The sequence below is a fragment of the Betaproteobacteria bacterium genome (assembly GCA_016709965.1).
GTDB classification, from domain to species: Bacteria; Pseudomonadota; Gammaproteobacteria; order Burkholderiales; family Rhodocyclaceae; genus Azonexus; species Azonexus amarohabitans.
The window spans coordinates 321712-347978 of sequence record JADJLT010000006.1 but is presented as its reverse complement, the minus strand read 5'-3'; the positions used below and the strand labels follow the sequence as shown (position 1 = coordinate 347978).

The following is a 26267-nucleotide window of genomic DNA, read 5'->3' as shown; positions in this document are numbered from 1 at the left end:
CTAGACTAGCGATGCAGCCAGGCACCAGCCGGGTTATTCGACCCGTGGACCATGACATGGCAGTTCATACAGGAGCGACCACCTGCGGTTGCGCTCGGATTTGCACCGGTATATCCCCCCTGGATACCAGCCGCATTACCGGCGACAGCGCTCTTCGAATGAGGACCATCGTGACATTCGTTACAAAGGAATGGCGGACGCGATTTAAGCAACGGCGAGATGTTTGAACCGTGCGGCGTATGGCAGGTTGAGCAATCTTCAGTCACCGGCTGATGCTCCCAAAGCAACGGCCCACGCTTTTCGGCATGACAGGTGAAGCATGTCTCATTCAAGGTGTTCTTTTTCAACAGCTTCGGACCAGCTGAACCATGTGGGTTATGGCAATCCGAACAGGCAATCTTTCCTGCACCAATAGGATGGGTAGAAATCTTGTGGGTCTGCGCACGCTCCGATTTGTGGCAGGTATAGCAAACCTCTGGCTGCGTTTCCTTCTTAAGCACTTTGTCCTGATGAACGTGGTTGCTATGACAGCTAACGCAGGTCACATCACTGCTCTCATGCTGACTGCCCGTCCAATGGGTACGCAGACCGCTTTCATGGCAGCTGATACATGCACCATTTTGTTCTTTGGACGAATTGGTCGATTTTGCGCCAAACACGACATCAACCTTGCCCCGTTTTGCGCCAACTACGCCCGGCTTCGGGCCATTCTTCACATGCGACTCGCTGGCGCCGTGGCAAGTCTGACAACCCGGCGTGCGTCCATCAGCCTTGACGCCATGCTTGCCTTTATAGACTGCCAAAATTGCCTTGTTGTCATTTTCGTCGTGGCATTCGGTACAGATTTTGTCGCCCTTCAGGCTGCGATCACCGGCGGCCATCGCCCCCTCATTACCGGCGTACGCTGCGCCAAACTGCCCCAATCCAGCCATCGCCGCGCAGACGATGAGAAGTTTTTTCCAATGTTTCATGCTACCCCCTGAGTTACCTGCAAATACCCCTCAAACCCGATGCTCTTTTACAGCGACAGAATCCAGTGCACCAGATTCTTGATCTCGGCCTGATCCTTGGTATCGATGATCTTGTGATCTTCTTCCGTGCCATCCTCAAGCTTGACCTTGGGGCCGGTGGTGATGTTCTTGATCATTTTTGCCTCGCCTTCGGCTTCCTTGCCCTTGTACTTCGTGGCGATTTTCTTGTAGGCAGGACCCTTCTTGGTCTTGTCGATGGCGTGGCACTTGAAGCAGTCATTCTTCTTGGCCAAGGCCTTGGCGGCCTCCTCGTCTACCGCAGCACCAGCGGCGGTAGAAAACACAAAAATTGCCGCAGTTGCTGCGAACAGAGAAGTGCGAGCGAAACTGAATTTCATTTTTTTACCCTTCCTAAGCAATGTTCGGGAACACCACGTTCCCCCAGCCTCAAGCACTAGGCCTTAAGGCGTATTCTTTGGATTGGAAGTGTAAAGATCGGTAAATATCCCCAATATAAGCAGGGGATTAATCCGCTTATAGGAAAATTCCTATTTGAATTTTCTAATACTCGCTCTGCTCGGCCAGTCCATGGGTAATGGCGTAGCGAATCAACTCGCCAGTATTGGCAAGATTCATTTTTTGGAGGATGTGAGTCTTGTGAGTACTGATCGTTTTCACGCTCAAAGACAGTTCGAGGCCGATTTCTGTCAGACCAGTCCCCTTGACCAGCATGTTGAAAACCTGATATTCGCGATCGGAAAGCAGGTCGTGGGGCAGCGTTTCAACTATTGGTCGAATACCACGCACCATCAGTTCGGCAACCTTCTCACTGATATACACGCCCCCCGCGGCCACACGCCGAATGGCGGCGACCAGTATCTCACTGTCACTTTCCTTGGTCAGATACCCGGAAGCGCCGGCATGAATGGCACGGACCGCGTACTGCTCTTCGTGATGCATGCTCAGAATAAGTATGGGTAAGGTCGGTTTCTCGTCCTTGACCATGCGGATCAAATCCAGCCCACTGCGCCCGGGCATGGATATATCCAGCACCAGAACACCCCAATTTCTCTCGCGGACCAGATGCATGAGCTCATTGCCGTTGGCGGCCTCACCAGAGACAACAAGATCGTCGGTATCTGACAAAATCTGCTTCAGACCATCGCGAATAATGGCGTGGTCGTCCGCTAGCAACACCTGGGTTTTATGCATTATTTCCTCACTGCGGCTGAGCTTCCGGAATTCGAACTTCGATCAACGTGCCCTCGCCAGAAGCGCTCGTCAGGTGGAAGGCGCCACCAAGAATCTGGACACGCTCCTTCATGCCGATCAATCCGATGCCAGTGGGTTTGCCTGCGCTTTCGACAAATCCGACACCCTCATCCTTGATTGAAAGCAGCCAATACCCCTCAGACAAGCTGAGTCGAATCTCAACATGCTTTGCATTGGCATGCCGAGCGATGTTGGTTAATGACTCCTGCATAATTCGAAACAGCGCTGTGGCAATGATGCCGCCATTCTCGGGATCATGCTCGGGGAGCGATAACGAAACCATAATGGCGGAATGCTCGGAGAATTGGGCAACATACCAGTTCGCTGCTGCTGAAAACCCGAGATCATCGAGCACCAGAGGGCGAAGCTCCGAAGATATTCTGCGAACGGCCGAGATGCTTCCATCAATCAATTTCTTGATTGATCCAACCTTCTTCTCCAGTTCCGGGTGATTTGGCTGGAGGCGGCCTCCAAGCCACGAAATCTCCATTTTTATTCCGGTGAGCGACTGCCCCAATTCATCGTGCAACTCGCGGGATATCCGCAAGCGCTCCTCTTCCCGAACGTTTTGCTGTGCCGCAGAGAGCTCCTGGAGTTTCCGGTTGGTTTCTATCAACTCGTGTTCCGCCCGCTGCCGCTCCGAAAGATCCCGGAAGACTGCAGTGATCAGCATATCGCCCCGAAACATCGTGCTCGACAAACTAAGTTCAACCGGAAACTCGGTATCTCCGCGTGCAAGGGAAATGATACCAAGCAGGGCGAGGCCGGACGAAGATTGCCACCCCTCGTTCAGGTAGTGCATGAAATTCAGCACCAGAGGTCTTGGCTGACATTGGAACAGAACCTCATCAATCTGCTTGCCAAGCACTTCGTTTGCCTCGAGGCCAAACATTTTCTCGGCCGCAGCATTGAACAGAATTACTCTTTTTGACGGATCGACGGTCAGAATGGCGTCCCGAACCGACTGAACCATATAGCGAAGCTTGGTATCGCTCTCCTTGAGCGCCGCTTCAAGACTCTCTTTGCGGAGCAGACTCAATACCACCAAGGCTGTTGTCATCAAGATGAAAGCAATAACGAGAAACACGCCAACTGCAATAGGCAACGCCACCCGGCGCCATGGTATGAGTGCATCCTCTTCGTTCACTGCCGGTGACACCATGAGCGGGTAATCGCTCACCAGATGGTAGGCAACCAACCATCGCCCATCTCCGTCCCCTGGTGTGCTCATTACAAATTCGCTTCGGGCTTCGGCCCTGATTTGCTCAAGCTCAACGGGGTCAATGAAGGACTCTCCAAGCCCGGAATGGCCGTGATGCTGACCCGCCATCAAAATCCCGTCCCTATTCAGCAACAGGATGCGACTGACGAAATCGAGATTGATGCTTTCATATAGTGATTCAAAATAATCGACATTTATCGCAGCAACCAGCACGCCTCTGAATTTCCCGGAGGGATCGAGAAGTCGTATGCCGAGGTAAAAGGTCCACTGATTGTCGATATGCGCTTGCTCCGGGCGTGAAATAAACAATTCATCGTCACTATTTTGAGCAAAATGACTGAAGAAAGTCCGCTGCGCAACGGAGAATGGAGATGAGAAATCCTTTCTGGATGAGTTGACCACCATGCCGTCGCGATCTACCAGAAACATCGATTTCGCTTGGGGCAATCCACCAACGCGCGACTGGAGCAAGAGGCGAACTGGCGCGCTGTCCAGTTCAAGATGGCGCCCGAAGTCATCCGATAGCCGCTCCCGCGCCCCTCGCATTGACAACGAAACGCCATCAAAAGCACGGGTCGTTTGCTCGGAGAGAATCCGGCTCAGGCTCGCGATCTCCCCCTTGGCATGCGTCAGCTCTCTGTTGTGCAAATCAAACAGCAGAAACGCGCTACCAAGCAGGACTGCAAGGATCATCACGCACGACAGCAACACGACAGCCTTGATCGACTGGCTGCGACGCACGATGCTGAACGTCGGCATCAACCCACGCATGGACTTCCCTTCACGGGCAGGAGTACTGCCATATCACTCCTGCCTGCGCTACGGCAGGCCGGAAATGCATTGATTACTGTGCCGCTTCAGCCACGCGACGCGCCCTGACGGCTGCCGCCAGCTGCTCCAGCACAGTCAGGCTGTCATCCCAGCCAATACAGGCGTCGGTGACGCTCTGCCCGTAGGTCAGCGGCTTGTCTGGCGAAATATCCTGACGGCCCTCGACGAGGTGGGATTCGACCATGACGCCCACAATACGGTCTTCACCGCCGGCCAGCTGCGCAGCGACGTTTTCGCTGACTTCCATTTGCAGCTTGAATTGCTTGCGGCTATTGCCATGGGAGAAATCCACCATCAATCGGGCGGCAAGGCCCGATTTGGCGATCTCGGCACTGGCTGCCTCGACGCTGGCCGCATCGTAATTAGGCTCCTTGCCACCACGCAGAATCACATGGCAATCCTCGTTGCCAACGGTCGAAACAATGGCCGTATGGCCGGACTTGGTCACCGAGAGGAAGTGGTGCGGCGAGTTGGCCGAGCGAATGGCGTCGACCGCAATACGCATGTTGCCATCAGTGCCGTTCTTGAAGCCCACCGGGCACGACAAACCGGAGGCCAGCTCACGGTGCACCTGTGACTCGGTGGTGCGGGCGCCAATGGCGCCCCAGGCGATCAGGTCAGCTGTGTATTGCGGCGTGATGGTGTCAAGGAATTCTGTGGCACAGGGCAGATCCAGCTCGTTGATATCAAGCAACAAGCGGCGAGCCAGGCGCAGGCCCTCGTTGATTCGGAAGGTGTTGTCCATGCGCGGATCGTTGATCAGCCCTTTCCAGCCGACTGTGGTTCTCGGCTTTTCGAAATAGACGCGCATGACCACGATGAGGTCCTCGGCGTGCTTTTCAGCCTCCTTGGCCAGCTTCCTGGCGTAATCCATGGCCAGGTCGTAATCGTGAATCGAGCAGGGACCAATCACTACAAGCAGTCGATCATCGGCACCATGCAGGACACGATGAATGGCCTGACGGGCAGCAAATGTGGTTTGTGCGGCACGGGTGGATACCGGATATTCACGGAAAACGTGGGCCGGCGGCACCAGCTCCTTGATTTCCTTGATACGCAGGTCATCAGTATTTGGTTTGCCCATTGGAGAATTTTGCTGCGTCATACCCGGCCCCATTTATTAATGCTTGAAAAAGCGGCATTCTACCGGATGACCATGGAAGATTTCGACTCGTCCCCTTCTCGGGAAATTCCGCCACGCCCTGTCAAAGGGCGCGGGGCGATAGGCAACGTCGATCATCGTTTCAGCAGCGACAGCCGTCACGCCGAGGATGACGGGTGGACGCCGGAGCAAGCATCGTTGCAGCAAACCACACTGCAGACGGACACGGCAAAGAGCATCATCAGCCATAACGACTCTCCGGATCTGCCTTTCGAGCAATCACTGAATCCCTATCGCGGCTGTGAACACGGTTGCATTTATTGTTATGCACGGCCCGCGCATGCCTATCTTGGGCTATCGCCGGGGCTTGATTTTGAAACCCGGATTTTTGCCAAACCGGAGACGGCCCGACTGCTGCGCGACGAGCTGGCGCGGCCCGGCTATCGCTGCTCGACGATTGCCCTGGGCAGCGCGACCGATGCCTACCAGCCCTTCGAGCGCAAGGAGCGGCTAAGCCGTGCCGTGCTGGAAGTGCTGCTCGAAACCCGTCATCCGGTCAGCGTCATTACCAAATCGTCGTTGATCGTGCGTGATCTGGATTTATGGTCGGAGCTTGCCCGGCAGAATCTGGCGCATGTCGCTTTCTCCCTGACCACCCTGAACGGCACACTGGCGCGCCAGCTGGAGCCGCGCGCCAGCGCACCGCAAGCCCGCCTGGACGCGATGTCAAAACTGGCGGCAGCGGGTATACCGGTGTCCATATTTGTTGCCCCGCTCATACCCGGGATCAACGATCACGAGCTGGAAAAACTGCTCACTGCCGGCCGCGAACATGGGGCAAGCAGCGCCAGCTACACGCTATTGCGTCTGCCTCACGAAGTGGCCGGCCTGTTCCGCGACTGGCTGGCCTGGCATGCGCCCGAGAAGGCTGCGCGAGTCATGTCCATCCTTTACGATTTACGCGGCCAGCGCGCCAATGACCCGAACTTTGGCAGCCGGATGACTGGCCTCGGCCATTTTGCCAAGCTGATCCAGCAGCGCTTTGCGCTGGCCTGCCGACGCCTTGAACTGGCGCTGGAAGGGCCCAGTCTGGATTGCACCTTGTTTTCAGCGCCAGAAATCCCGGCGAATGATCGGCAACTCAGCCTCTTCTAGCTATCTGGGCAATTTCTCGTAGAGATCGACGACCAGCTCCATTTCTTCCAGCATGCGCTCGCTGGTCGTTGCCACTACCTGTTGCGGCCGCATGTCTACCCCGCTTTTTTGCCCCAGGGCATTGTCAAAGAACATCCATTGCTGGTTGACCAATGCCAGCCCCTCCGTAATCTGCTGAGTATTGACGCGTGCCGCCGACAACTCTGCTTGCGCATCGACAAAATCCTTGCGTGCCCGATCCAGATTGCCTGTATCCCGCTCGGTTGCAATGCCCCATGCAGCCGCTTGGTAATACTTCGCCATGCGTTGCGACAACATGCGCTGACGCCCGGAAAGATTGACCAGATGCCCGGCACTGGTGCCCGACTTCTTTTCAAGCAGGACCGTGCCTTGTTGCGCAAGACCCAGAACCTCGTCCGACATGAGCAGCACCTTTCGCCCGTTTTCGGGCGATATCGGCCCCACCAGTAAACCCTTATAAGCCAGCCATGACTTCTCAAGTGCCTGATAGGCGTCCTTGATCTCCGGCGATGGCGCGTAAGCCTTCAATTCGCCCAGCTGGCGGTCGAATGCAGCCACGGAGCTGTCCAGCACCTTTTTGCTACGGTCAACGTCAATTTTCTGGCCAATTTGAAAATAAGACTTGGCCATGCGTTGCGACAACATCCGCTGTCGCCCGGCCTTGTTGATCGCGGCATTGATGTCATTGATCTGGGCCCAGGCTTGGTTGCCGGTGAGCACAAGGCAAAACATGAGCATCGCGCTCAGAACTGATTTCAAACGGCCTCCCATGGCGGCTCAAGGCGAGCCCAAAAGACAAACCCGGGAGATTACTGTCTGAAGGTGACAAAAATCAACACTGTGACGTAACGATTAACGATCAGGGAAGCTGGGTCAGATAGTTGGCGATCGCAACAATCTCTTCATTTTTCAGCGTAGCCGTGGCAATGCTCATCAGCTGATTGTTGCGAACCCCTGTCCTGTCTCGATAACGCGTGATTGAAGCTTGCAGGTAGGGCAACTTCTGGCCGGCGATACGCGGATAAAGCTCGCCCCCATGCGCCTGTTGGCCATGACAACGCATACACAGTTTGTCAAACAAGAGCTTGCCGCGGGCAGCCAGCCCGGCATCAGCGTGGCTTGGCGCTACGGGATTGTTGGCGTAGTAAAGCGCAATTTGCAGGCGCTCATCATCCTTGAGCACCTTGATCAAACCTTGCATGAACGGATCCTTGCGCTCGCCCACCGCAAATTTTCGCATCTGCTCCAGCAGATAGGCCGGGTTCTGCCCGGCCAGGTTAGGCACATCCGGCGTTTTGCTGATGCCGTCTTCGCCGTGGCAATTGGCACAAAAGAAGGATGCCTTCTTGCCCGCTTCAACCGCCGTTTTCAGGGCGACCGGGTCGCCCTGCATGGCCTTCAAACGTTCAGGCAACGACGCCTGCCCCTGTGCCGAGGCGTTCATCATCAAAAACCCAAGCACAGCCAGAAAGACTCTCATGACAACACCTTCGAACAGAGGATTATTGACGATTATGCAGTGCCGCCCACCGTCAGTCCATCAATGCGCAAGGTTGGCTGGCCAACACCGACCGGCACGCTCTGGCCATCCTTGCCGCAAGTACCAACCCCGGGGTCGAGCTTCAGATCGTTGCCGATCATCGAGACGCGGGTCAGTGCATCCGGCCCGTTGCCGATCAGCGTCGCGCCCTTGATCGGGCGCGTCACCTTGCCGTCTTCGATCAGGTAGGCCTCGCTCATCGAAAACACGAACTTGCCGCTGGTGATATCGACCTGACCGCCGCCGAAGTTGGCCGCGTAAATACCCTTCTTGACCGATTTGATGATTTCCGCCGGATCGTGCTCACCGGCCAGCATCATGGTGTTGGTCATGCGCGGCAACGGCAGATGGGCAAAGGATTCGCGACGGCCATTGCCGGTCGGGGCAACGCCCATTAAACGGGCGTTCAGGCTGTCTTGCATGAAGCCTTTGAGGATGCCATCTTCGATCAATACGGTGCGTTGGGTGGTGTTGCCTTCATCGTCGATGTTCAGCGAGCCACGACGGTCGGTAATCGTGCCGTCGTCGATGACGGTAACCCCCTTGGCGGCAACGCGCTGGCCGAGCCTGCCGCTGAAAGCAGAGCTACCCTTGCGGTTGAAATCGCCCTCCAGCCCATGGCCGACCGCTTCATGCAACAGGATGCCCGGCCAGCCCGAGCCAAGCACGACGGTCATCTGACCGGCCGGCGCCGGATCGGCGTGAAGATTGACGACGGCCTGATGGACGGCCTCCTTGGCATAGCGTTGCAGGATTTCATCATCGAAGTAGCCGAAATCAAAGCGGCCACCACCGCCTGCAGAACCCTGTTCGCGCTTGCCGTTCTCTTCGATGATGACCGAGATCGAGCAACGCACCAGCGGCCGGATATCGGCGGCCAGACGGCCATCGGAACCGGCAACGAGGATCACTTCATACTCGCCAGCCAGGGATGCCATGACTTGCTGAACGCGCGGATCAAGCGCGCGGGCAAAACCTTCCAGGCGTTCCAGCAATTTGACCTTGGCTTCGGCCGGCAAGGACGCGATCGGGTCATTCGGCACATACAGCGACCTTGCTGCGGTCGACGGGAAAAATTGGCCAAAATTCGAATTTTGTCCGACAGCACCGATAGCGCGCACGGCATTGGCGGCATCGCCCAGCGCCCGCAAACTGATGTCGTCGGAGTAGGCAAAGGCCGTCTTCTCACCGGACAGCGCGCGTACGCCAACCCCTTGGTCGATATTGAAGCTGCCGGCCTTGACGATGCCTTCGTCCAGACTCCACGCCTCGGATCGTGAATACTGGAAATAGAGGTCCGCATAATCGACCTGATGCGTCAGAATCTGGCCAAATGTCCGCGACAGGTCACCTTCGGAGAGGGAGAAGGGGGCCAGCAGCAGGGATTCGGCTTGCGCCAACGCACTGTCTTGAATCATGAAAGCTTCCTTAAAGTTTACGGTGTGCGAGTGCCGGCAGGCTCTCGCGAATTTCTGAAATACGCTGGTGATTGAGGTCGGCGATAACGATGCCCGGCCCCCGTTGTTTTCGATCGAGAATCTCGCCCCACGGGTCAATGATCATGCTGTTACCGTGCGTCATTCGCCCGTTTTCATGGCGCCCACCTTGTCCGACAGCGAGAAGATAGCACTGGTTCTCGATGGCACGGGCGCGCAGCAAAATTTCCCAGTGCGCCCGACCGGTGGTTTCGGTAAACGCGGCCGGCACGAGGATCAGATCAACCGGCGCCAGCGCCCGATAGAGTTCGGGAAAACGGAGGTCATAGCAGATCGACAAGGCAACCCGTCCGAATGGCGTATCGACTGCAACAGGGTGATCGCCAGGCTCGATAAAGCTGGCTTCGTCATAGCTTTCGTCGCCCTTCCTGAAACCGAACAAATGTACCTTGTCGTAACGCTTGACACATTCGCCGTCCGGATCGAAGACCAGGCTGGAATTGCGCATCTTGTCCGGACTGGCTGCGGTCAACGGGATGGACCCGGCAAATAGCCAGATGCCGTGGCGCTGCGCCGTTTCGGACAGCCAGGACTGGATCGGCCCCTCGCCGAACGCTTCGCGTGCCAAGACCCGATCGGCATCGGTAGCACCGATGATCGGAAAATATTCGGGCAGCACCGCCAGTTGGGCGCCCTGCCCGACCGCATCTTCAATCAACCGGGTTGCCGTCACCAGATTGTCCGCAACACGAGGACCAGAGATCATCTGCAAGCCGGCGATACGGCAATTCTGCTTGTTCAAGGTTTGCCTTCCTCAGGTTGGCTATCTTCTTCCGGCGCGGGCTTCACTTCCTGCGACGACTCTCCGGCCTTGTCGACCGTTGGATCAGCCCAGGTACCGGTGACATGATAACGGTAGCTGAACAAGCGGTTGAGCGGCTTTTTGAGCACCGTGTTTGCAACCAGCGCTGCTGCGCCAATCACCGGATGGGCCAGCGCGGCCACGCCCACTGCGGCAAGGCCACCCAGCTCCGGCCGAACGACCACCTGCAGATTCTGAGTTTCATTTTTCAGATCAGTTTCACCCTGCATTTCAATCTGGGCCGCCGGGCCGCTGATCCGCAAGGGCTCGATTGTGCGCATGATGCCTTTGCGCACTGAAAGTTTGGCTTCGATACTGTCGAATGCCAGTCCATCGCTAAAAATATCGCGGAAATCCAGCGTCAGGCGCCGCGGCAGTGATTGCAGTGAAATCAAGCCAAGCAGCTTGCCGACGCCCGGTTCCAGCTTGTTGAACTGGCCTTTTTCGGCCTCGACAGTCATCTGGCCGGTCATTGACGGGTAGTGGATAGCGGTCAGCGGGCCATTCCACTGCAAATCACCCACCATTTTCGCCTTGCCGCGCCGGACAGCGTCCATATAGCCCAGACGATCAAGCAATTTGCCGGCATCCCTGGCGGTCAACTCAAAATCCAGCCGTGTCTGATGGCGCCCGTTATTTATCCAGATTCCCTTGCCCTTGAGGCCGCCATCCGGATTTTGCAAACTCAGGTTGTCGAGATGCCATGCGCCCTTGTCGTTGCGTGCCTTCAACTCCAGTTTGCCGAGCGCCTTTTCCCCGATATAAAAGTCATCCACCACCAGACTCATGCCCGGCAAGGTGTTGATCAACGACGAGGCGCTGTCTGCCGCTTCCGCAGCAGGCTTGATTATCAGGCGCTTGAAATTGCCCTCGACCCAACCTTCGCCGGCACTCTTCCAGAAAATATCGCCGAGCGCCTCACGGGTATTCAGTCCAATTTGCCAGCCGCCATCACGCGGCCGCAAACTGACATCCACCTGATTGTAGTCACGTTCGAACAGGCGCAGCTGCGGGGTTTTGAGCGTCACCACGTTCAACGCCAGTCCACCACTTTCACCACCGCCATCCGCGCCACCGGTAGCGCCGTCCGGCAGGAAGTTCAGCCAGGCGTCGGCATCGATACGCGGCGCAGCGACCCGGACAGCCAGCCCCTTTTCCGGCAGGCGCGGCTCGGCATCACCCACCGCAAAGACGCCGCGTTCCCAGCTGTCCTGACGACGGACGATCAGGCCCTGGGCGACCTTGCCCAGCGTGATCCGGTATTGCTCGCGCAGGGCATCCGGCGCCGAGCGCTCGATGCGCAAGGCAAGCGGCGTCGTCGCGTTCTTGTTGAGTGGTTCCGGTAACGGCGAACTGATACCGAGCAGATCCGACTCGACCACCACATCGGCATTACGCCGACGAATAGCGATATCGGCCTTCCATGCCGCGCCACCGCTCAGGTGATTGATCAGCGGCCAGCCAAAATGCTTGCTCACCTCACCGATATGGGCATTGCCAGTCGCCTGTACAACCACCTTGTCGCCGGCACTGTTAACCTGAACCTTGAGCGGCCCGCCAAATACTTGGCCACTGATATCCTGCGCGGCCACCGTGTTTTCGGTCAGTAACAGGCGGCCATTGACCTGCGTTAGCGGTGGCAATCCGGCCAGCGGTTGCAACTGATTGTTCTGGAATCGGTAATCACCACGCATTTTTGTATCCAATGCATGGCGCAGCGGGATGTCGAGTTCCAGATTGAGGCTGCCATTGCCGACCGCCTTCATGCCGTCGGTAAAGCGATCTATCTTCTCAGCCACCGGACTTTTTTCGATAAAGCGGAAAAACTCGCTGGTTGGTCCCTGAGCCACACCTCGCACCAGCAACATTTCTTCGTGCGACTCGAAATCGGGAATATCGACCTTGACGCCCGACAATGAGGCACCGAGGATGCGTCCCTTGCTGGCCAGAATGCTCATCCCTGTACCGAAACTCATGTCCGCATCGATATCGTCGATGACCGGCCAACCGTCCGCATAGTCAATTTTGGCGCCGGCCGCCTTGGCCGTGACGATGAACTTGCCCCCCTTGCCGTCACGAAACGGGAAATCCTTCAGATTCCCCTTGAGTATCAGTTTTCCATCATAGCCTCGGCCGGCCACAATGCCGCGCCTCAGCCAGTTACGGGCGGCCGCATTGACCGCATGCGGCATGTAGCGCCAGACAGCGCGTCCCTCGCCCCGATCAACCGTTGCGGTCAGATCAATTTCGCCCGGCCCGTCGCCCGTAAAGTGATAGGTGCCCTGGGCCGAGCCCGCCGCATCCGGCCCGGCAAATTCGAGTTTATCCAGCTTGATGTCGATTGCCTGCGGCGTCGTCTTCCAACTTGCTTTGGCTTTTAGCGCGTTGAGGGAAATCTCAGGCTCGGGAAACACTGCCGGCAGTGACACACTCGATGTCCCTGAATCGAGGGCCAGAATTCCCCCTTTTTCGGTCAGATCGACGTTTCCGGAAACCCCGCTGGCGCCCGGAAAATAGTGATCAGCCTCAATGCCCAACTCCTGGAAGCCCGCCTTCAGGCTGTAGCGCGTCAGATTTTCGCCATCCAGCACCCAGCTTGCACGCAGTTCGGAAATGCGGCCCTGCGGACGATGACGCAACAGCAGTTCCCGACTATGCGTATCGAGCGGCAGGTACGAGGCAAGCCGACCAAGCGCCGCCAAATCGAGGAAACTGGCACTGGAATTGCCGTTGACCGTAGCCGTCTTTGCATCCTGGTGCCAATCAACCTTGAAGTCGGTCGGCGCGATACGCAGGCCATCCTGCGTCAGAAGCTCAACCTGTTGTCCGGCGACAGCCCAGTGATCGGCCTTGTAATCCCCCTCGAGGCGCCCGCGCATGCTGGCCAACTCAAGTTCGGGAAGCTTGCGGCCAAGGCGGATCCGCAACTCTTCAAGTGCAACATCAGCGGTTACCTTGCCAGCCCCTTTGTCGAGATCTCCCCAGACCCGCAAGGCACCGCGTCCTTTCGGCAAGTGAACCGGATAATCAACCCAGGCTCGCCATCCGGCGAGGTCGGCATAATCAAGCTCGACAAATATCTTGCCGGATAAATTCTCAAGCGCTTCGCCGAGCTCTCCTTTGACCTCGCCACGCACGTCGACGCGCGACGCCAGTTCGTCCGGCGGCGCTGCCGACAAGCCAAAGCGGTGGTGACGCCCGCTGTTGTCCAGCGCAAATTGCAGATCTTCGAGCACCAACGGTGGCGCCTTGCGCAGTTGGTCTTCCCAGACGATGGTCGCATCCCGGATGCGGATTCGCTTCTGTTCCAGCACCCATTCGGCAAGGGCCGGATCGCTCTCACCTTCGGTGTCCATTCCTGCCACCGTAATCTTGCCGTTCGCATCACGGCGTACGTGAAGTACCGGACCATCAAAAGCCAGAAGCGAGAGCCTCGGTCGCAGTCGCCACAAGGTATGCCACGACAAGACACCCTCAACATGGGCCAGAGAAAAAACCGGCGCCCCCTGATGATCAGCGACAACTACATTTTCAAGCACGAGGTCGGGATTCAGTCCGTTCCACCGCGCCTCGATCCGCCCGATCTTCACCGGCTGGCCGACCGCCTGCGTCGCCACCTGTTCAATCTCGGTCTGGTAATCGCTGATTTTGGGCAGCACCACATAGCGCAAAACCAGCACCAGCGCGGCAAATGCCAACCAGGCGAACAGCAGCCCCCAACCCAGCAATCGCACACCGCGCCTGACCGCGCGCCTTGCCAGTAGCGGCCAGAGCCAATGCAGGCGGTGATACAGCGCAACGCGAACGTCCGGCGAAATCACCTTGGATACTTCGTGCAGCGGGTCATTCACAGGTCAAACCGTTTTGCCAGAGGGGGTAATTGGTCACTACAATCAAAGGCTGGATAAAAACGACATTCTACCTTTTCGGCAAAGGCGCCGACGGACCATCATGGACACTACCCTCGATCCTCGCTGGCAAGCCGCTATCAACCATAGCCGCTATCTGGCCAATATACTTCAGTCACGCCCGGACCTGATCCCCGAACTCGCCGCCACCTGGCAAGAGCCACTCAGCGAAGAATTGCTGCTTGCTCCGCTGCAACAGGCATTCACCGACGACGATACGGTTCGCGCCACCTTGCGCCGACTGCGGCATCGCGCCATGGCCCATCTCATCCTGCGCGACCTGAGTGGCCTGGCGCCGCTGAGCGAAGTCGTCGAGAGCATGACAGTGCTCGCCAACGTGACGACCAATTTCACGCTCGATTATTATCACCGGCAACTGGTGGCCACCTACGGCGAGCCGCTGGACAAGCAGGGCCAGCCGCAGCGCATGATGGTCATCGGCATGGGCAAACTCGGCGGGCGCGAGCTGAATGTGTCATCCGACGTTGATTACATTTTCATCTACCCGGAAGACGGCGACACGGCTGGCCCGAAGTGCATCGAGAACTTCGACTTCTTCACCAGGCTGGGCAAGCGCGTCATCGGCGCCCTCGGCGACCTCACCGCAGATGGACAGGTTTTCCGCGTTGACATGCGCCTGCGGCCAAATGGGGATTCCGGCCCCCTTGTTTGCTCGCTTGATTCGCTGGAAAACTACCTGATCACGCAAGGCCGCGAGTGGGAGCGTTACGCCTGGATAAAAGGCCGCACGATGAATACCGGCGACAACCTGCAACCAGCGTGGGTGACGGCGATGCAAAACATTGCCCGGCCTTTCGTCTTCCGCAAATATCTGGATTTTGGCGCCATCAACGCCATGCGTGACCTGCATGCGCAAATCCGTCGGGAAGTGGCACGCAAGGACATGGCCGATCACGTCAAACTCGGCCCTGGTGGTATCCGCGAAATTGAATTCATCGCCCAGGTGTTCCAGTTGATTCGCGGCGGCCGCGATTCTGCGCTACAAATTCGGCCAACGCTGCTGGTGTTGAAACTGCTGGTTGATCGCAAGCTGATTCCGTCAGAAACCGAGCAGGAACTCCGTGACGCCTATATTTTCCTGCGTCGACTCGAACATCGCCTGCAATACGTCGAAGACAAACAAACGCACATGCTCCCGGTCGACGCGGAAAATCGGCAAAATATCGCCATCAGCATGAATTTCCCAGACTGGTCGGCGATGCTTGCCGTCCTCGACGATCACCGCAACAAGGTCAGCCAGCACTTCGAGGCCATATTTTCCGATCCGGAAGCGGGCGAACACCCGATGACCGGCGTCTGGCATGGCCAGATGGACGATGAAACCGCCACTGAAGCCCTCGGCAACCTTGGCTTCCGTCATCCGAAAGAGGCAATTACCCGTTTGAGCGAATTGCGCTCGTCCAGCCGCTACGTGCAATTGCCCGCCACTAACCGCTCGCGTCTGGACGCGGTCGGTCCACGCCTGATCGAAGCGGCGGGCGCCACGCACGACCCGGACACGACCTTGGCCCGAGGCCTAAATTTTCTTGAAGGCATCGCCCGCCGCGGCGCTTATCTTGCCCTTCTGCAGCAATATCCTATGGCGCTGCGACGTGTCGCCGACATGATATGTGCTTCAAGCTGGGCCGCCGAATACCTCAACCTCCACCCCTTGCTGCTTGATGAGCTGCTTGATCCGCGCCTCTATGAGATCGCGACCAACTGGACCGGATTTCGTCAGATTCTGCTCGAAAGCCTCGCGCAGCACGCTGGCGACACTGAACGGGAAATGGACATCCTGCGCGAAATGCACCATGGCCAGGTTTTCCGCCTGCTGGCACAGGATCTGTCCGGCCTGCAAACCATCGAGCGACTCTCTGACCACCTGACCGAACTGGCCGACACCATCGTCCAGGAAACCTTGCCGCTGTGCTGGAAGACCATCAAGAACCGGCATTGCGACTCGCCCAGATTTGCCGTCATCGGCTACGGAAAAATGGGGGGCAAGGAACTCGGTTACGCCTCCGATCTCGATCTTGTCTACCTGTTCGACGATGATACGGTGGATGCTCAGGAAACCTATAGCCGCCTCGGTCAGCGCCTGAATACCTGGCTATCCAGCCAGACGCCGGCCGGCATCCTGTTCGAAACCGATTTGCGTCTGCGTCCGAACGGAGACTCTGGCCTGCTTGCCGTTTCCGTCGATTCCTTCCGCGAGTACGAATTGAAAAAGGCCTGGACCTGGGAACACCAGGCGCTGACCCGCGCCCGCTTTTGCGCCGGCGACCCCTCTGTCGGCAAGCGCTTTGAGGAAATCCGCTGCGAAATCCTGCGGCAACCGCGCGACCTGGCCAAGCTGAAAGAAGAAGTGGTCGCCATGCGGCAAAAAATGTATGTCGCACACGCCTCTAAAAGCCGTACCGGATTTGCACTGAAACATGACGCAGGCGGCATCGTGGACGTTGAATTCATCGTTCAGTATCTGGTGCTTGGCTACGCTCACCAGTACGCCACGCTCACCGGCAATCTCGGCAATATCGCGCTGCTGCGCATGGCCGGCGAACTGGGCCTGATCGATCCAAAGCTGGCGGAAGCAGCCGGCAACGCTTATCGCGAATACCGGCGACGGCAACATGCGAAGCGCCTGTCGACCAATCCCAAAGGACTGATTCCGCGCGAGGAGATTGAGAAGCACGCCACCTCGGTAAATGCGCTTTGGAAGACCGTTTTCGGCGAGTGACCTATCGTTGTGGACACAAAAAAGCCGCCCTGAGGCGGCTTTTCCGATTTGAAGAAACTTATTTCTTCAACGAATCGCGAATTTCGCGGAGCAGCATGACATCTTCCGGTGTAGCCGGTGCTTCCTCGACGACCGGCTCTTCGTTGCGCAGGCGATTCATCTGCTTGACCATCATGAAGATGATAAATGCCAGGATGACAAAGTTAACCAAAATGGTCAGAAATGAACCGTAGGCGAAGACGGGAATACCGGCCTTTTTGAGATCGGCCAGACCAGCCAGATTACTGGGATTTTCGCCGAGAATAACGAACATGTTGGAGAAATCGATCTTGCCAACAACACGGCTGATCAGCGGCATGATCAAGTCACCGACAATGGAATCGACAATCTTGCCAAATGCGCCACCGATAATGACGCCCACGGCCAGGTCCATCGCATTGCCCTTGACCGCAAACTCCTTGAACTCTTGAATCATTCCCATAGTAATTTCCTCGGATATGTTTTGAATGGCGCGATTATTTGCTTTGCGGAGCGGGCCGGTCAAGCGATTTTCATATTTTCAGGTTACATTACAATGCTTTACAAATCCTGGCAGCGGCTTCTATCAGAGTACTTTCCTGCTTGGCAAAGCAAAAGCGGACCACCCGATCATCACGCCCATTGGCATAAAACGCGGATACGGGGATGACGGCAACACCAATTTTCCGGGTCATCCATTCGGCAAATTCACGATCCGACAGATCGGAAATCCGCTGGTAGCTGGCCAATTGAAAATAGGTGCCTCTGCAGGGCAATAATTCAAAGGGCGTGGTCGCCATCAACTGGCCGAAAAAGTCCCGCTTTTCCTGATAGAAAGCAGCCAGCCGCAGATGGCGGTCAGCATCCTGCATATACTCGGCCAGCGCCAGTTGCGACGGGCCATGCACGGTAAAGACATTGAACTGGTGCACTTTACGGAATTCCGCCATCAATTCGGCCGGTCCAACCACGTAGCCGATTTTCCAGCCCGTGATGTGAAAAGTCTTGCCAAAACTGGAGACCACCAGGGTACGTGCCGCCAGTTGCGGGTGCGCACACAGGCTGGCGTGGGTTTCACCATCAAACAGTATGTGCTCGTACACCTCGTCGGAGAGCACGACGATATTGGTGCCGGATATCAATTTAGCGAGTTTTTCCCGGTCGACCGCGGTAAGCAGGCTGCCAGTCGGATTGTGCGGCGAATTGACAATGATCATCCGCGTCTTCGGGCTGATCAGTTGCGCCACCTGCGCCCAGTCCGGCACGTAATCCGGAAAAGTCAGTTGCGCATAGACCGCCGTGCCGCCCACCGTTTCGATCGCCGGCACATACGAGTCATAGACCGGTTCGAACACGATCACTTCGTCGCCCGGTCGCACAAAGGCGGCAATGGCGGTAAAGATGGCCTGCGTGGCACCCGATGTCACAGTCACTTCGGACTCGACATCAAATCGCGGCCCGTACAAACCCTCGACCTTGTCCGCAATAGCCTGCCGCAGCGCCGGCATGCCGGCCATCGGCGCGTACTGGTTGTGCCCGGCCAGCATGTGGCGATGCATAGCATCGAACAAAGCCGGCTCGGCCTGAAAGTCAGGAAAGCCCTGCGACAGATTGACCGCCCCGCACTCGGCGGCGAGACGAGACATCACGGTAAAGATGGTCGTTGCCATCTGCGGAAAGCGGGAGTCGATGCGGATATCGGTTTGCATGGCTACGGCCGGGGCTGGATCGGCCGGGAATCATGCGGCAAAAGCCTGATCTGAACAAGATAGAATGGAGCCGCCCCAAGCTCTGAGGCGGCTCCATCAACAAACACTATTTAGTTCTTCACTCAAACACGCCCATGAACATCGACGGCATCCCGACCCGCACCCTGCGCGCCCATCCGGACAAGCGGGTCATCGACATCATTGATCAGACCCGACTGCCGCATGCGCTGCACTGGGTACGCGTTGCCACGCTGGCTGAAGCGGCGCACGCCATCCGCGCCATGCAAGTACGTGGCGCGCCCTTGATCGGCGCCACCGCCGCCTACGGACTGGCCATCGCGCTTGGCGAAGGCAGCAACGATGACTCGCTGAAAATCGCCATCGACACGCTGTGGGCCACCCGCCCCACCGCGGTCAATTTGCATTGGGCGCTGTCCCGCATGCGGGCTTGCCTGACACCGTTGGCGCCAGACCGGCGGGAAGCTGCTGCCTGGCAGGCGGCAGCAGCCATCGCCGAGGAAGACGTGGCGCAAAACCTGGCGATTGGCCAGCACGGGCTGGCGTTGTTCCGGCAAATTGAACGACGGCACGGCACCGTCCTGAACATCATGACTCACTGCAATGCCGGCTGGCTGGCCACCGTCGACCGGGGCACCGCGCTGTCGCCGGTCTATGCCGCCTACGATGCCGGCCTGCCGGTACATGTCTGGGTATCCGAAACCCGGCCGCGCAACCAAGGCCTGCTCACCGCCTGGGAACTGGCCCAGCATGGCGTGCCGCATACGCTCATCGCCGACAACGCTGCCGGCATACTGATGCGCACCGGCAAGGTCGATGCTGTGATCGTCGGCGCCGACCGGGTTGCCGCCAATGGCGACATCGCCAACAAGGTTGGCACCTATCTCAAGGCACTGGCCTGCGCCGACAATAACATTCCGTTTTACGTGGCGGCACCCCGATCGACCATTGATTTTGATTTGGATGAGGGGGGAAAAATCGAGATCGAAGAACGCGATGGCGACGAATTCCGGCACGTCCTTGGCCTTGATGCGCGCGGCGTCCCCTCGGCACTGCACCAGCTGCCGGCGCGGGAAGCGGTGGCTAATCCGGCCTTCGACGTGACCCCGGCCCGGCTGGTCAATGCCATCATCACCGAGCGTGGCGTCTGCCCGGCCAGTCGCCAAGGCTTGCTGGCGCTCTACCCCGAGGAAAACCGTGGCTGACCTGCGCACTGAACTGATCGCCAGCGCCCGCGCCATGCAGCCGGCCGGCCTCAATCGCGGCACCTCCGGCAACGTCAGCGTGCGCAGTGGCGATGGCTTCTACATCACGCCGACCGGCATGGTCTACGATGCCTTGCACGAAGACGACATTCCGCTGATGGCGCTGGACGGCTCGCACACAGGTCGCCGCAAGCCGTCGTCCGAATGGCGCTTTCACCGCGACCTCTACGCCACGAGGCCGGAAGTCGGCGCCGTGCTCCATGCACACTCACCGTTTGCCGTCAGCCTGGCCTGCCTGCGCCTCGACATCCCGCCGTTTCATTACATGATCGCCCGCTTCGGAGGCGACACCATTCGCTGCGCCGAATATTTCATTTTTGGCTCGGAATTGCTGTCGACCGCAGCAATGACCGCCATGGCTGACCGCAAGGCCTGCCTGCTCGCCAACCACGGCCTGCTCGTCGCCGGTCGCGATCTGACCGAGGCCTTCGCCCTCGCCGTCGAGCTGGAAGAACTCTGCGAACAATACTGGCGCGCCTGCCAACTCGGCCAACCTGCCCTGTTATCCGCCGACGAAATGGCTGCCGTGCTGGAAAAATTCAAGGGCTACGGCCAACAATGAGCACCATCAACGACAAGCAGCACGACCTTTCCCGCTGGGCCCACAACCACCGCTACACCACCGGCAACGCTGCGGCCGAACGCGGTACACGGCTGGTCACGTGGATCACCGTCGCCACCATGCTGGTCGAGATCGTCGCCGGCTGGTGGTTCAACTCGATGGCCGTGCTGGCCGACGGCTGGCACATGAGCTCACACGCGCTGGCCATCGGCCTCTCGGCATTCGCCTACAGCGCTGCGCGCAAATACGCCAACGACCCGAGCTTTGCTTTTGGCACCTGGAAAATCGAAGTACTGGCCAGCTACACCAGCGCCATCTTCCTGCTCGGCGTCGCTGCTGCCATGATTTTTGGCTCCCTCGAACGACTGTGGGCGCCCCAGGCAATTCATTACCCGGAAGCCATGGGCGTTGCTGTATTTGGCCTGGTGATCAATCTGATTTGTGCGTTTATTCTCGGCGGTGCCCACGACCATGGCCACCACGATCACGACCACGCTCAGGGGCATGGTCATGGCCATGACCATCATCACGATCACAGCGATCTCAATCTCAAGGCCGCCTACATCCACGTCCTGACCGATGCCGCCACCTCGGTACTGGCCATCGCCGCGCTGGCCGGCGGCTGGTTCTACGGCTGGGCCTGGCTGGACCCGGCGACCGGCATCGTCGGCGCCGTGCTCGTGGCGTTATGGGCGAAAAACCTGATCGTGCAAAGCGGCCGCGTGCTGCTCGACCGCGAAATGGATCATCCGGTCGTCGAGGAAATCCGTGAAGTCATCGCCGCCCTTCCCGCCAGTAGCAATAGTCAGATCACCGACCTTCATGTCTGGCGCGTAGGCACCGGTGCCTATGCCTGCGCACTCAGCCTGCTGACCCATGACCAATCGCTGACGCCCCTGCAAATCCGCACTGCGCTAGCGATCCATGAGGAGATCGTTCATGTCACCGTGGAAATTCTGCTGTGCGACGAATGCCCGACGCCGCAAACCAAGGCATAACCAAGCGATTCGCACGCGCCATAGCAAGCTGTCAGCCACCATGGCCTATTGAATACAGCACGCCTTTTAATTTGGGGCATTTTTTCCGGTTAACCGCAGCATGTCGCCACGCCCCACTCAGGACAGCTCGTGCCGCTCCCGCTCGATGCGCGCAATGTAGCGCTGGATGTGGGCTTCGTCATCGGCTTGCAAGCTGACAAACCGCAAACCGATGCGCCAGTGCAATGCGCCCAGCCGACTTTCGAACTCGGTTATATGCGCCACCATGGCGCCGAAATACAGCGGCTTGCTGTCGTCCGGCAACTGCATATGGCAGTTGGGCAGCAGCATGCCGGCAGCCAGAGCGTTCGGCAGTTCGGCCGAGGATACGCCGGCCCCCGCCACTGAAACATCGTGCGCCGGCAGCTTGAGCAGCTGGCCTTCAGGCAGGCGCCCCAACACCTCCAGCGGTCGTACGCGAGGCGTTTCGATACGGAAGGCATCCCGTCGCTGTAAACGAACCAGAAATTTCGGCAAGGGTACTGAAAATGCCTTGGCCCCCTGAAAGTTGATTTCCTGCGGCCCGCCGATCGAAAACTGGACGTGAATGCCGCCGGGGCGGCCAACCAGGGTGGCCCGGTCGGCCTCGCGAAAACGCCGGTTGAGATCGGGACTGCCGCTGCAATCCAGAATGAGCCGAGCCTTGTCAACATCAACGCCGAGCAATGCGCTGAGAAAGGTCTGCCCGTCGAACTGCACCGAAAACTGCTCGCGCTCCCTGGCAAAACCAGCGAGCATGAAAGCCACCGGACGCGTTCCGCTTATCTGGAAACGGTCGTCGATTTCAGCTTCGCTCAGTTGGGCAATCTGGGTCATTCAAGTTCCAGGACACGCAGCAGGGAGGCCGTATCATCACGCCCCCAGCCTTGCGCCATCAAGACATTCAATTGTTGACCGACGGCTGCCGCCAGCGGCGTCGGTACGCCGACCCGGCGGGCGGCCTCCAGTACCAGACCGAAATCCTTGTGATGCAGGCGCGCCTCGATGCCAGCGGCGTAATCGGATTTAACCATACGTTCGCCCATGACTTCCAGTACGCGCGATCCGGCCGAGCCGCCAGCCAGTGCCGCCTTGACCAGGGAACGGTCAACGCCGCTGGCCGAAGCCAATCGCATCGCTTCGGCGACCGCCTCTATGGCGGCGACCATGATCATCTGGTTGCAAGCCTTGGCCACCTGCCCGGCACCGTTCGGGCCGATATGGACGATGCGCTTGCCCAGACACTCGAGCAGCGGCCGCACGCTATCGAGGACCGCTACATCACCGCCCGCCATGATAGCCAGCGTGGCATCGATGGCGCCCTGCTCGCCACCGGAAACCGGCGCGTCGAGCATATGGATGCCTTTCTCGCGAAGTTTTTCGGCTATGCGCCGTGCCACATCCGGGGCGATGGTCGAGCAGTCAAGCAGGATCGATCCGGGCGCCATGCCTTCGATCAAACCATTCTTGCCCAGCGCCACGGCCTCGACATCAGGACTGGAGGTGATCACCGTAAATACAACCTCGCAGCAGTAACCAAGTTCGGCGGGTGTTACACAGACGCTGGCCGGCAGATCACCAATGCTCTCCGGGCGCCGCGCCCAGACGGCCAGGTCATGGCCGGCCCGGTACAAATGCAGTGCCATCGGGCGCCCCATGGCGCCGAGTCCGATGAAACCGATCTTCATTACTGCCCCGACAAATGTTCGAGCAGTTTCAGGACCGCGATGGAGTCCTCCTCGCCCATGCCCGAACCCACCATCGCATTGAACATCTGCGCCGTGGCCGCCGAACCGGGCAGACAGAGTCCCAGTTCATGCGCTGTCTGCATCACGATGTTCAAGTCCTTTTCGTGCATCCAGCTCTTGAAGCCCGGCTTGAAATTGCGATCCAGCATGCGCTGGCCGTGGTTTTCAAGAATTTTCGAGTAGGCGAAACCGCCGAGCAGCGCTTCGCGCACCTTGCTGCGGTCAACGCCATTTTTTGCCGCAAAAGCAAAAGCTTCGGCCACCGCCAGCACGCCCATGCCGGTGACAATCTGGTTGGCCGCCTTGGTCACCTGCCCGGCGCCGCTGGCACCGACGTGTACAACGTTCTTGCCCATGCAGTCGAAAGCCGGCTTGGCGCGGGCAAAGGCTGCATCGGAACCACCGGCCATGATGGATAGCGTGCCGGCGATGGCACCGACTTCACCGCCAGAAACCGGCGCATCGATAAAATCAACGCCGGCCGCCGCCAGTTCCTCACCGATCTTGCGCGCTGCGGCGGGCGCAATGGTACTCATGTCGACGGCAACAAGTCCCGGCTCGGCGGCACTGGCCACGCCGCGCATGACCTCGGCCACATCCGGCGCATCGGCCACCATGGAAATAACCAGTTCATTGCCGCGCGCTGCTTCAGCCGGGCCGGCAACACCGATGGCACCGGCATCGAGCAGGGGCTGCATCGATTCGGCGCGGCGCGCCCAGACGGTCACCGTGTGGCCGCCTTTGATGAGATTGAGCGCCATCGGGCGCCCCATGATGCCAAGGCCGATAAATCCGATTTTCATGCTGAACTCCGCGTCGAGAAGGCTGGGATTTTAGGCGCCCAAACGTCCCGGTCAAGTCACATCAGGCGGGCACGACAGCACAGCCTTCAAAATCGCCGAAATCGACCACTTCTTCCGCCGGCACCGGCTGGTAAAAATGAAAACCCTGAACCCGCTCGCAGGCAAGGGTGCGCAGGAATTGAGCCTGCGCCAGGCTCTCGACCCCTTCGGCCACCAGTTGCAGGCCGAGTGAACGGCCAAGCATGACAATGGAGGTCAGCAAGGCAGCAGCATCGGCATCGGTATCAACGTCGGCCAGGAATGAGCGGTCGATCTTCAGGCGATCCAGCGGGAAGCGCCGCAGATAGGCGAGCGAGGAGTAACCCGTGCCGAAATCATCGATGGCCAGACGAATACCCATGGCGCGAAGCTGCGCCAGGGTTTGAATGGCAGAGTCGACCCCGTGCATGATCGTGCTCTCGGTAATTTCCAGTTCCAGCCGGTCGGCAGTGATGCCGGTTTCTGCCAGCACCGCCTGTACCGACTGGACGAATCCCGCTTGCCGGAACTGGTGGGCCGAGATATTCACGGCCATTTCGCCCATGTCGATGCCGGCATCCAGCCACGACCGGACTTGCCGGCAGGCGGTCAGCAGCACCCAGTGCCCCAGCGGCAGGATCAGCCCGCACTCTTCAGCCACCGGAATGAATTCAGCCGGCGCAATCAGACCGCGCAGCGGGTGCCGCCAGCGCACCAGCGCCTCGACACCAACGACTTTGCCACTGAGCAGATCCACCTGCGGCTGGTAATGAAGCACCAGTTGATTATCGGCCAAGGCACGCCACAGCTCGCTTTCAAGATGCAGGCGCTTGTTCGCCGCAGCATTCATCGGCTCGGCAAAAAACCGGTGAGCGTTCCGCCCACTCGCCTTCGCAGCATACATCGCGGTATCGGCGTTGCGAATCAGGGCCTGCGCATCCCGCCCGTCTTCAGGGTACTGGCTGATACCGATCGAGGCGGAGCTGTGCAGCAGATGCCCTTCAATTTCGCAAGGGGTGGCAATCGTCCTGGCGAGGCAACGAATCAATTCGTGGACGATCTCGATATTGTCCAGCTGTTCGATGACCACGACAAACTCGTCGCCGCCCAACCTGAACAGACGTTTCGTATGGTCCATCTCCGCGCCCAAGCGGCCGGCAAGATCGGCCAACAAGCGGTCGCCGGCATGGTGGCCAAGCGAGTCATTCACTGTCTTGAAGTTGTCCAGGTCGATGATCAGCAAGGCCAGGCGATTGATACCGGGAACGGCGCTGTCGAGCAGGTTGCCCAGATACTTGTCGAGCGCAAGACGGTTGGGCAGATTGGTCAACTGATCGTGGCGCGCCAGATAGTCCAGCCGCTCGGCTTGCGCCTTGGCTTCGCTGACATCGCTAAAGGCCGCGACAAAATGCGAAGCCAGGCCGCGCTCATCGAAGATGGCCTTGATGCGCATTTGCTTGGGATAGAGCGAGCCATCCTTGCGTCGATCCCAGACTTCACCATGCCAGTCGCCGTTCTCGGCCACAAAATCCCAGATGTTGCGATGGGCGTTAAGTCCATTATGTCCAGCGCTGAGCATGGTCGGCGTGCGACCAAGAACTTCTTCTGCCGTGTAGCCGGTGGTCTGCTCGAAGGCAAGGTTGACCGAAACGATGCGCTGCGCGGCATCGGTCAGCACCATTGCCTCGGCGGCATGGTTGATGATCTGCCGCTGCAAGGCGAGTTGGGCCGGACCTCCGGCGCGGATACGGGCATAAAGGCGAGCCCACTTCAGGAGCAGTGCAAACAGCAGGAGTGCGATCGAAAAGGCCAAAATGCCCCACGAGAGATTGATCGTCTCCAGCGAGCGGACCGAAAATACTGATTCGCCCGAATTGGAGAGATGGCTACTCAGCTCTATGCCCGACGCCATCAAACTTGTGACCAGTAGCCCCACCCCCAGCGCCATCCGGCCGATCAATTTCCCGGTAATAACCGGATTTCTTGCCATGATCCAACTTACCACTTAAGTAATATGGCAGTAAGTTTAACCTAACAAAAACAATATTTC

At 58.4% G+C, this 26267-nt stretch carries 21 protein-coding genes; 5 read left to right on the top strand and 16 right to left on the bottom strand.

Going from position 1 to position 26267, the window contains the following annotated elements:
• Window positions 1–5: 5 nt before the first annotated feature.
• The 5 genes from IPJ12_16130 to aroG all read right to left on the bottom strand — a co-directional run bounded on the left by IPJ12_16130 (window position 6) and on the right by aroG (window position 5380).
• Window positions 6–971, bottom strand: a complete 966-nt coding sequence (locus IPJ12_16130; GenBank protein ID MBK7648629.1) for a DmsE family decaheme c-type cytochrome — start codon at window positions 969–971, stop codon at window positions 6–8.
• Window positions 972–1018: 47 nt separating this feature from the next.
• Window positions 1019–1369, bottom strand: a complete 351-nt coding sequence (locus IPJ12_16125) for a c-type cytochrome (protein ID MBK7648628.1) — start codon at window positions 1367–1369, stop codon at window positions 1019–1021.
• A 163-nt stretch (window positions 1370–1532) separates the two neighbouring features.
• Window positions 1533–2183, bottom strand: coding sequence for a response regulator transcription factor (locus IPJ12_16120; protein ID MBK7648627.1), 651 nt, complete (start codon window positions 2181–2183; stop codon window positions 1533–1535).
• Window positions 2184–2190: 7 nt separating this feature from the next.
• Window positions 2191–4236 (bottom strand): PAS domain S-box protein, encoded by a 2046-nt coding sequence (locus tag IPJ12_16115; GenBank protein MBK7648626.1) that lies wholly within the window; start codon window positions 4234–4236, stop codon window positions 2191–2193.
• A gap of 73 nt (window positions 4237–4309) precedes the next feature.
• Complete coding sequence (aroG, locus tag IPJ12_16110) at window positions 4310–5380, bottom strand: 3-deoxy-7-phosphoheptulonate synthase AroG (GenBank protein MBK7648625.1); 1071 nt, start codon at window positions 5378–5380, stop codon at window positions 4310–4312.
• 66 nt (window positions 5381–5446) lie between these two features.
• Here aroG and IPJ12_16105 point away from each other — a divergent pair, with 66 nt between their 5' ends.
• A complete protein-coding gene (locus IPJ12_16105) occupies window positions 5447–6553 on the top strand; it encodes a PA0069 family radical SAM protein (GenBank protein ID MBK7648624.1) in 1107 nt (368 codons plus the stop codon).
• Here IPJ12_16105 and IPJ12_16100 read toward each other — a convergent pair whose 3' ends face one another.
• The 5 genes from IPJ12_16100 to IPJ12_16080 all read right to left on the bottom strand — a co-directional run bounded on the left by IPJ12_16100 (window position 6554) and on the right by IPJ12_16080 (window position 14263).
• Window positions 6554–7312, bottom strand: coding sequence for a type IV pili methyl-accepting chemotaxis transducer N-terminal domain-containing protein (locus tag IPJ12_16100; protein MBK7648623.1), 759 nt, complete (start codon window positions 7310–7312; stop codon window positions 6554–6556).
• Between the two features lie 121 nt (window positions 7313–7433).
• The gene (locus IPJ12_16095; protein MBK7648622.1) at window positions 7434–8054 is read right to left on the bottom strand and encodes a cytochrome c4; all 621 of its coding nucleotides are present in this window, start codon (window positions 8052–8054) and stop codon (window positions 7434–7436) included.
• 32 nt (window positions 8055–8086) lie between these two features.
• Window positions 8087–9532 (bottom strand): metalloprotease TldD, encoded by a 1446-nt coding sequence (gene tldD / locus IPJ12_16090; protein ID MBK7648621.1) that lies wholly within the window; start codon window positions 9530–9532, stop codon window positions 8087–8089.
• 10 nt (window positions 9533–9542) lie between these two features.
• A complete protein-coding gene (locus IPJ12_16085) occupies window positions 9543–10316 on the bottom strand; it encodes a carbon-nitrogen hydrolase family protein (GenBank protein ID MBK7648620.1) in 774 nt (257 codons plus the stop codon).
• A 32-nt stretch (window positions 10317–10348) separates the two neighbouring features.
• A complete protein-coding gene (locus tag IPJ12_16080) occupies window positions 10349–14263 on the bottom strand; it encodes a TIGR02099 family protein (GenBank protein MBK7648619.1) in 3915 nt (1304 codons plus the stop codon).
• Between the two features lie 100 nt (window positions 14264–14363).
• On the opposite strand from IPJ12_16080, the gene glnE reads away from it, so the two are divergent.
• A complete protein-coding gene (gene glnE, locus IPJ12_16075) occupies window positions 14364–17060 on the top strand; it encodes a bifunctional [glutamate--ammonia ligase]-adenylyl-L-tyrosine phosphorylase/[glutamate--ammonia-ligase] adenylyltransferase (GenBank protein ID MBK7648618.1) in 2697 nt (898 codons plus the stop codon).
• Window positions 17061–17118: 58 nt separating this feature from the next.
• On the opposite strand, the gene mscL is transcribed toward glnE, so the two are convergent.
• On the bottom strand, window positions 17119–17541 hold the full coding sequence (gene mscL, locus IPJ12_16070; GenBank protein ID MBK7648617.1) for a large conductance mechanosensitive channel protein MscL: 423 nt from the start codon (window positions 17539–17541) through the stop codon (window positions 17119–17121).
• An 88-nt stretch (window positions 17542–17629) separates the two neighbouring features.
• On the bottom strand, window positions 17630–18787 hold the full coding sequence (locus IPJ12_16065) for a pyridoxal phosphate-dependent aminotransferase (GenBank protein ID MBK7648616.1): 1158 nt from the start codon (window positions 18785–18787) through the stop codon (window positions 17630–17632).
• Between the two features lie 134 nt (window positions 18788–18921).
• Here IPJ12_16065 and mtnA point away from each other — a divergent pair, with 134 nt between their 5' ends.
• The 3 genes from mtnA to dmeF are packed head-to-tail and all read left to right on the top strand — an operon-like array spanning window position 18922 to window position 21630.
• A complete protein-coding gene (mtnA, locus tag IPJ12_16060) occupies window positions 18922–20010 on the top strand; it encodes an S-methyl-5-thioribose-1-phosphate isomerase (protein MBK7648615.1) in 1089 nt (362 codons plus the stop codon).
• Entirely contained in the window at window positions 19928–20632 is a 705-nt protein-coding gene (locus tag IPJ12_16055; GenBank protein ID MBK7648614.1) for a class II aldolase/adducin family protein, read from the top strand. The genes mtnA and IPJ12_16055 overlap by 83 nt, the downstream gene beginning before the upstream one ends.
• A complete protein-coding gene (gene dmeF / locus IPJ12_16050; GenBank protein MBK7648613.1) occupies window positions 20629–21630 on the top strand; it encodes a CDF family Co(II)/Ni(II) efflux transporter DmeF in 1002 nt (333 codons plus the stop codon). The genes IPJ12_16055 and dmeF overlap by 4 nt, the downstream gene beginning before the upstream one ends.
• Window positions 21631–21747: 117 nt before the next feature.
• On the opposite strand, the gene IPJ12_16045 is transcribed toward dmeF, so the two are convergent.
• The 4 genes from IPJ12_16045 to IPJ12_16030 all read right to left on the bottom strand — a co-directional run bounded on the left by IPJ12_16045 (window position 21748) and on the right by IPJ12_16030 (window position 26207).
• Window positions 21748–22485 carry a flagellar brake protein gene (locus tag IPJ12_16045; GenBank protein MBK7648612.1) on the bottom strand — a complete coding sequence of 246 codons (738 nt, stop codon included), beginning with the start codon at window positions 22483–22485 and terminating at the stop codon, window positions 21748–21750.
• Entirely contained in the window at window positions 22482–23336 is an 855-nt protein-coding gene (locus tag IPJ12_16040; GenBank protein ID MBK7648611.1) for an NAD(P)-dependent oxidoreductase, read from the bottom strand. The genes IPJ12_16045 and IPJ12_16040 overlap by 4 nt, the downstream gene beginning before the upstream one ends.
• Window positions 23336–24199 (bottom strand): NAD(P)-dependent oxidoreductase, encoded by an 864-nt coding sequence (locus tag IPJ12_16035; protein MBK7648610.1) that lies wholly within the window; start codon window positions 24197–24199, stop codon window positions 23336–23338. The genes IPJ12_16040 and IPJ12_16035 overlap by 1 nt, the downstream gene beginning before the upstream one ends.
• A gap of 61 nt (window positions 24200–24260) precedes the next feature.
• Window positions 24261–26207, bottom strand: a complete 1947-nt coding sequence (locus tag IPJ12_16030; protein MBK7648609.1) for an EAL domain-containing protein — start codon at window positions 26205–26207, stop codon at window positions 24261–24263.
• Window positions 26208–26267: the final 60 nt, after the last annotated feature.

Excerpts from the sequence above, each read along its gene's own strand:
- IPJ12_16130 (MBK7648629.1), bottom strand. The coding sequence starts at position 971 with ATGAAACATTGGAAAAAACTTCTCATCGTCTGCGCGGCGATGGCTGGA.
- IPJ12_16125 (MBK7648628.1), bottom strand. The coding sequence starts at position 1,369 with ATGAAATTCAGTTTCGCTCGCACTTCTCTGTTCGCAGCAACTGCGGCA.
- IPJ12_16120 (MBK7648627.1), bottom strand. The coding sequence starts at position 2,183 with ATGCATAAAACCCAGGTGTTGCTAGCGGACGACCACGCCATTATTCGC.
- IPJ12_16115 (MBK7648626.1), bottom strand. The coding sequence starts at position 4,236 with ATGCGTGGGTTGATGCCGACGTTCAGCATCGTGCGTCGCAGCCAGTCG.
- aroG (MBK7648625.1), bottom strand. The coding sequence starts at position 5,380 with ATGGGCAAACCAAATACTGATGACCTGCGTATCAAGGAAATCAAGGAG.
- IPJ12_16105 (MBK7648624.1), top strand. The coding sequence starts at position 5,447 with ATGACCATGGAAGATTTCGACTCGTCCCCTTCTCGGGAAATTCCGCCA.
- IPJ12_16100 (MBK7648623.1), bottom strand. The coding sequence starts at position 7,312 with ATGCTCATGTTTTGCCTTGTGCTCACCGGCAACCAAGCCTGGGCCCAG.
- IPJ12_16095 (MBK7648622.1), bottom strand. The coding sequence starts at position 8,054 with ATGAGAGTCTTTCTGGCTGTGCTTGGGTTTTTGATGATGAACGCCTCG.
- tldD (MBK7648621.1), bottom strand. The coding sequence starts at position 9,532 with ATGATTCAAGACAGTGCGTTGGCGCAAGCCGAATCCCTGCTGCTGGCC.
- IPJ12_16085 (MBK7648620.1), bottom strand. The coding sequence starts at position 10,316 with ATGATCTCTGGTCCTCGTGTTGCGGACAATCTGGTGACGGCAACCCGG.
- glnE (MBK7648618.1), top strand. The coding sequence starts at position 14,364 with ATGGACACTACCCTCGATCCTCGCTGGCAAGCCGCTATCAACCATAGC.
- mscL (MBK7648617.1), bottom strand. The coding sequence starts at position 17,541 with ATGGGAATGATTCAAGAGTTCAAGGAGTTTGCGGTCAAGGGCAATGCG.
- IPJ12_16065 (MBK7648616.1), bottom strand. The coding sequence starts at position 18,787 with ATGCAAACCGATATCCGCATCGACTCCCGCTTTCCGCAGATGGCAACG.
- mtnA (MBK7648615.1), top strand. The coding sequence starts at position 18,922 with ATGAACATCGACGGCATCCCGACCCGCACCCTGCGCGCCCATCCGGAC.
- IPJ12_16055 (MBK7648614.1), top strand. The coding sequence starts at position 19,928 with ATGCCATCATCACCGAGCGTGGCGTCTGCCCGGCCAGTCGCCAAGGCT.
- dmeF (MBK7648613.1), top strand. The coding sequence starts at position 20,629 with ATGAGCACCATCAACGACAAGCAGCACGACCTTTCCCGCTGGGCCCAC.
- IPJ12_16045 (MBK7648612.1), bottom strand. The coding sequence starts at position 22,485 with ATGACCCAGATTGCCCAACTGAGCGAAGCTGAAATCGACGACCGTTTC.
- IPJ12_16040 (MBK7648611.1), bottom strand. The coding sequence starts at position 23,336 with ATGAAGATCGGTTTCATCGGACTCGGCGCCATGGGGCGCCCGATGGCA.
- IPJ12_16035 (MBK7648610.1), bottom strand. The coding sequence starts at position 24,199 with ATGAAAATCGGATTTATCGGCCTTGGCATCATGGGGCGCCCGATGGCG.
- IPJ12_16030 (MBK7648609.1), bottom strand. The coding sequence starts at position 26,207 with ATGGCAAGAAATCCGGTTATTACCGGGAAATTGATCGGCCGGATGGCG.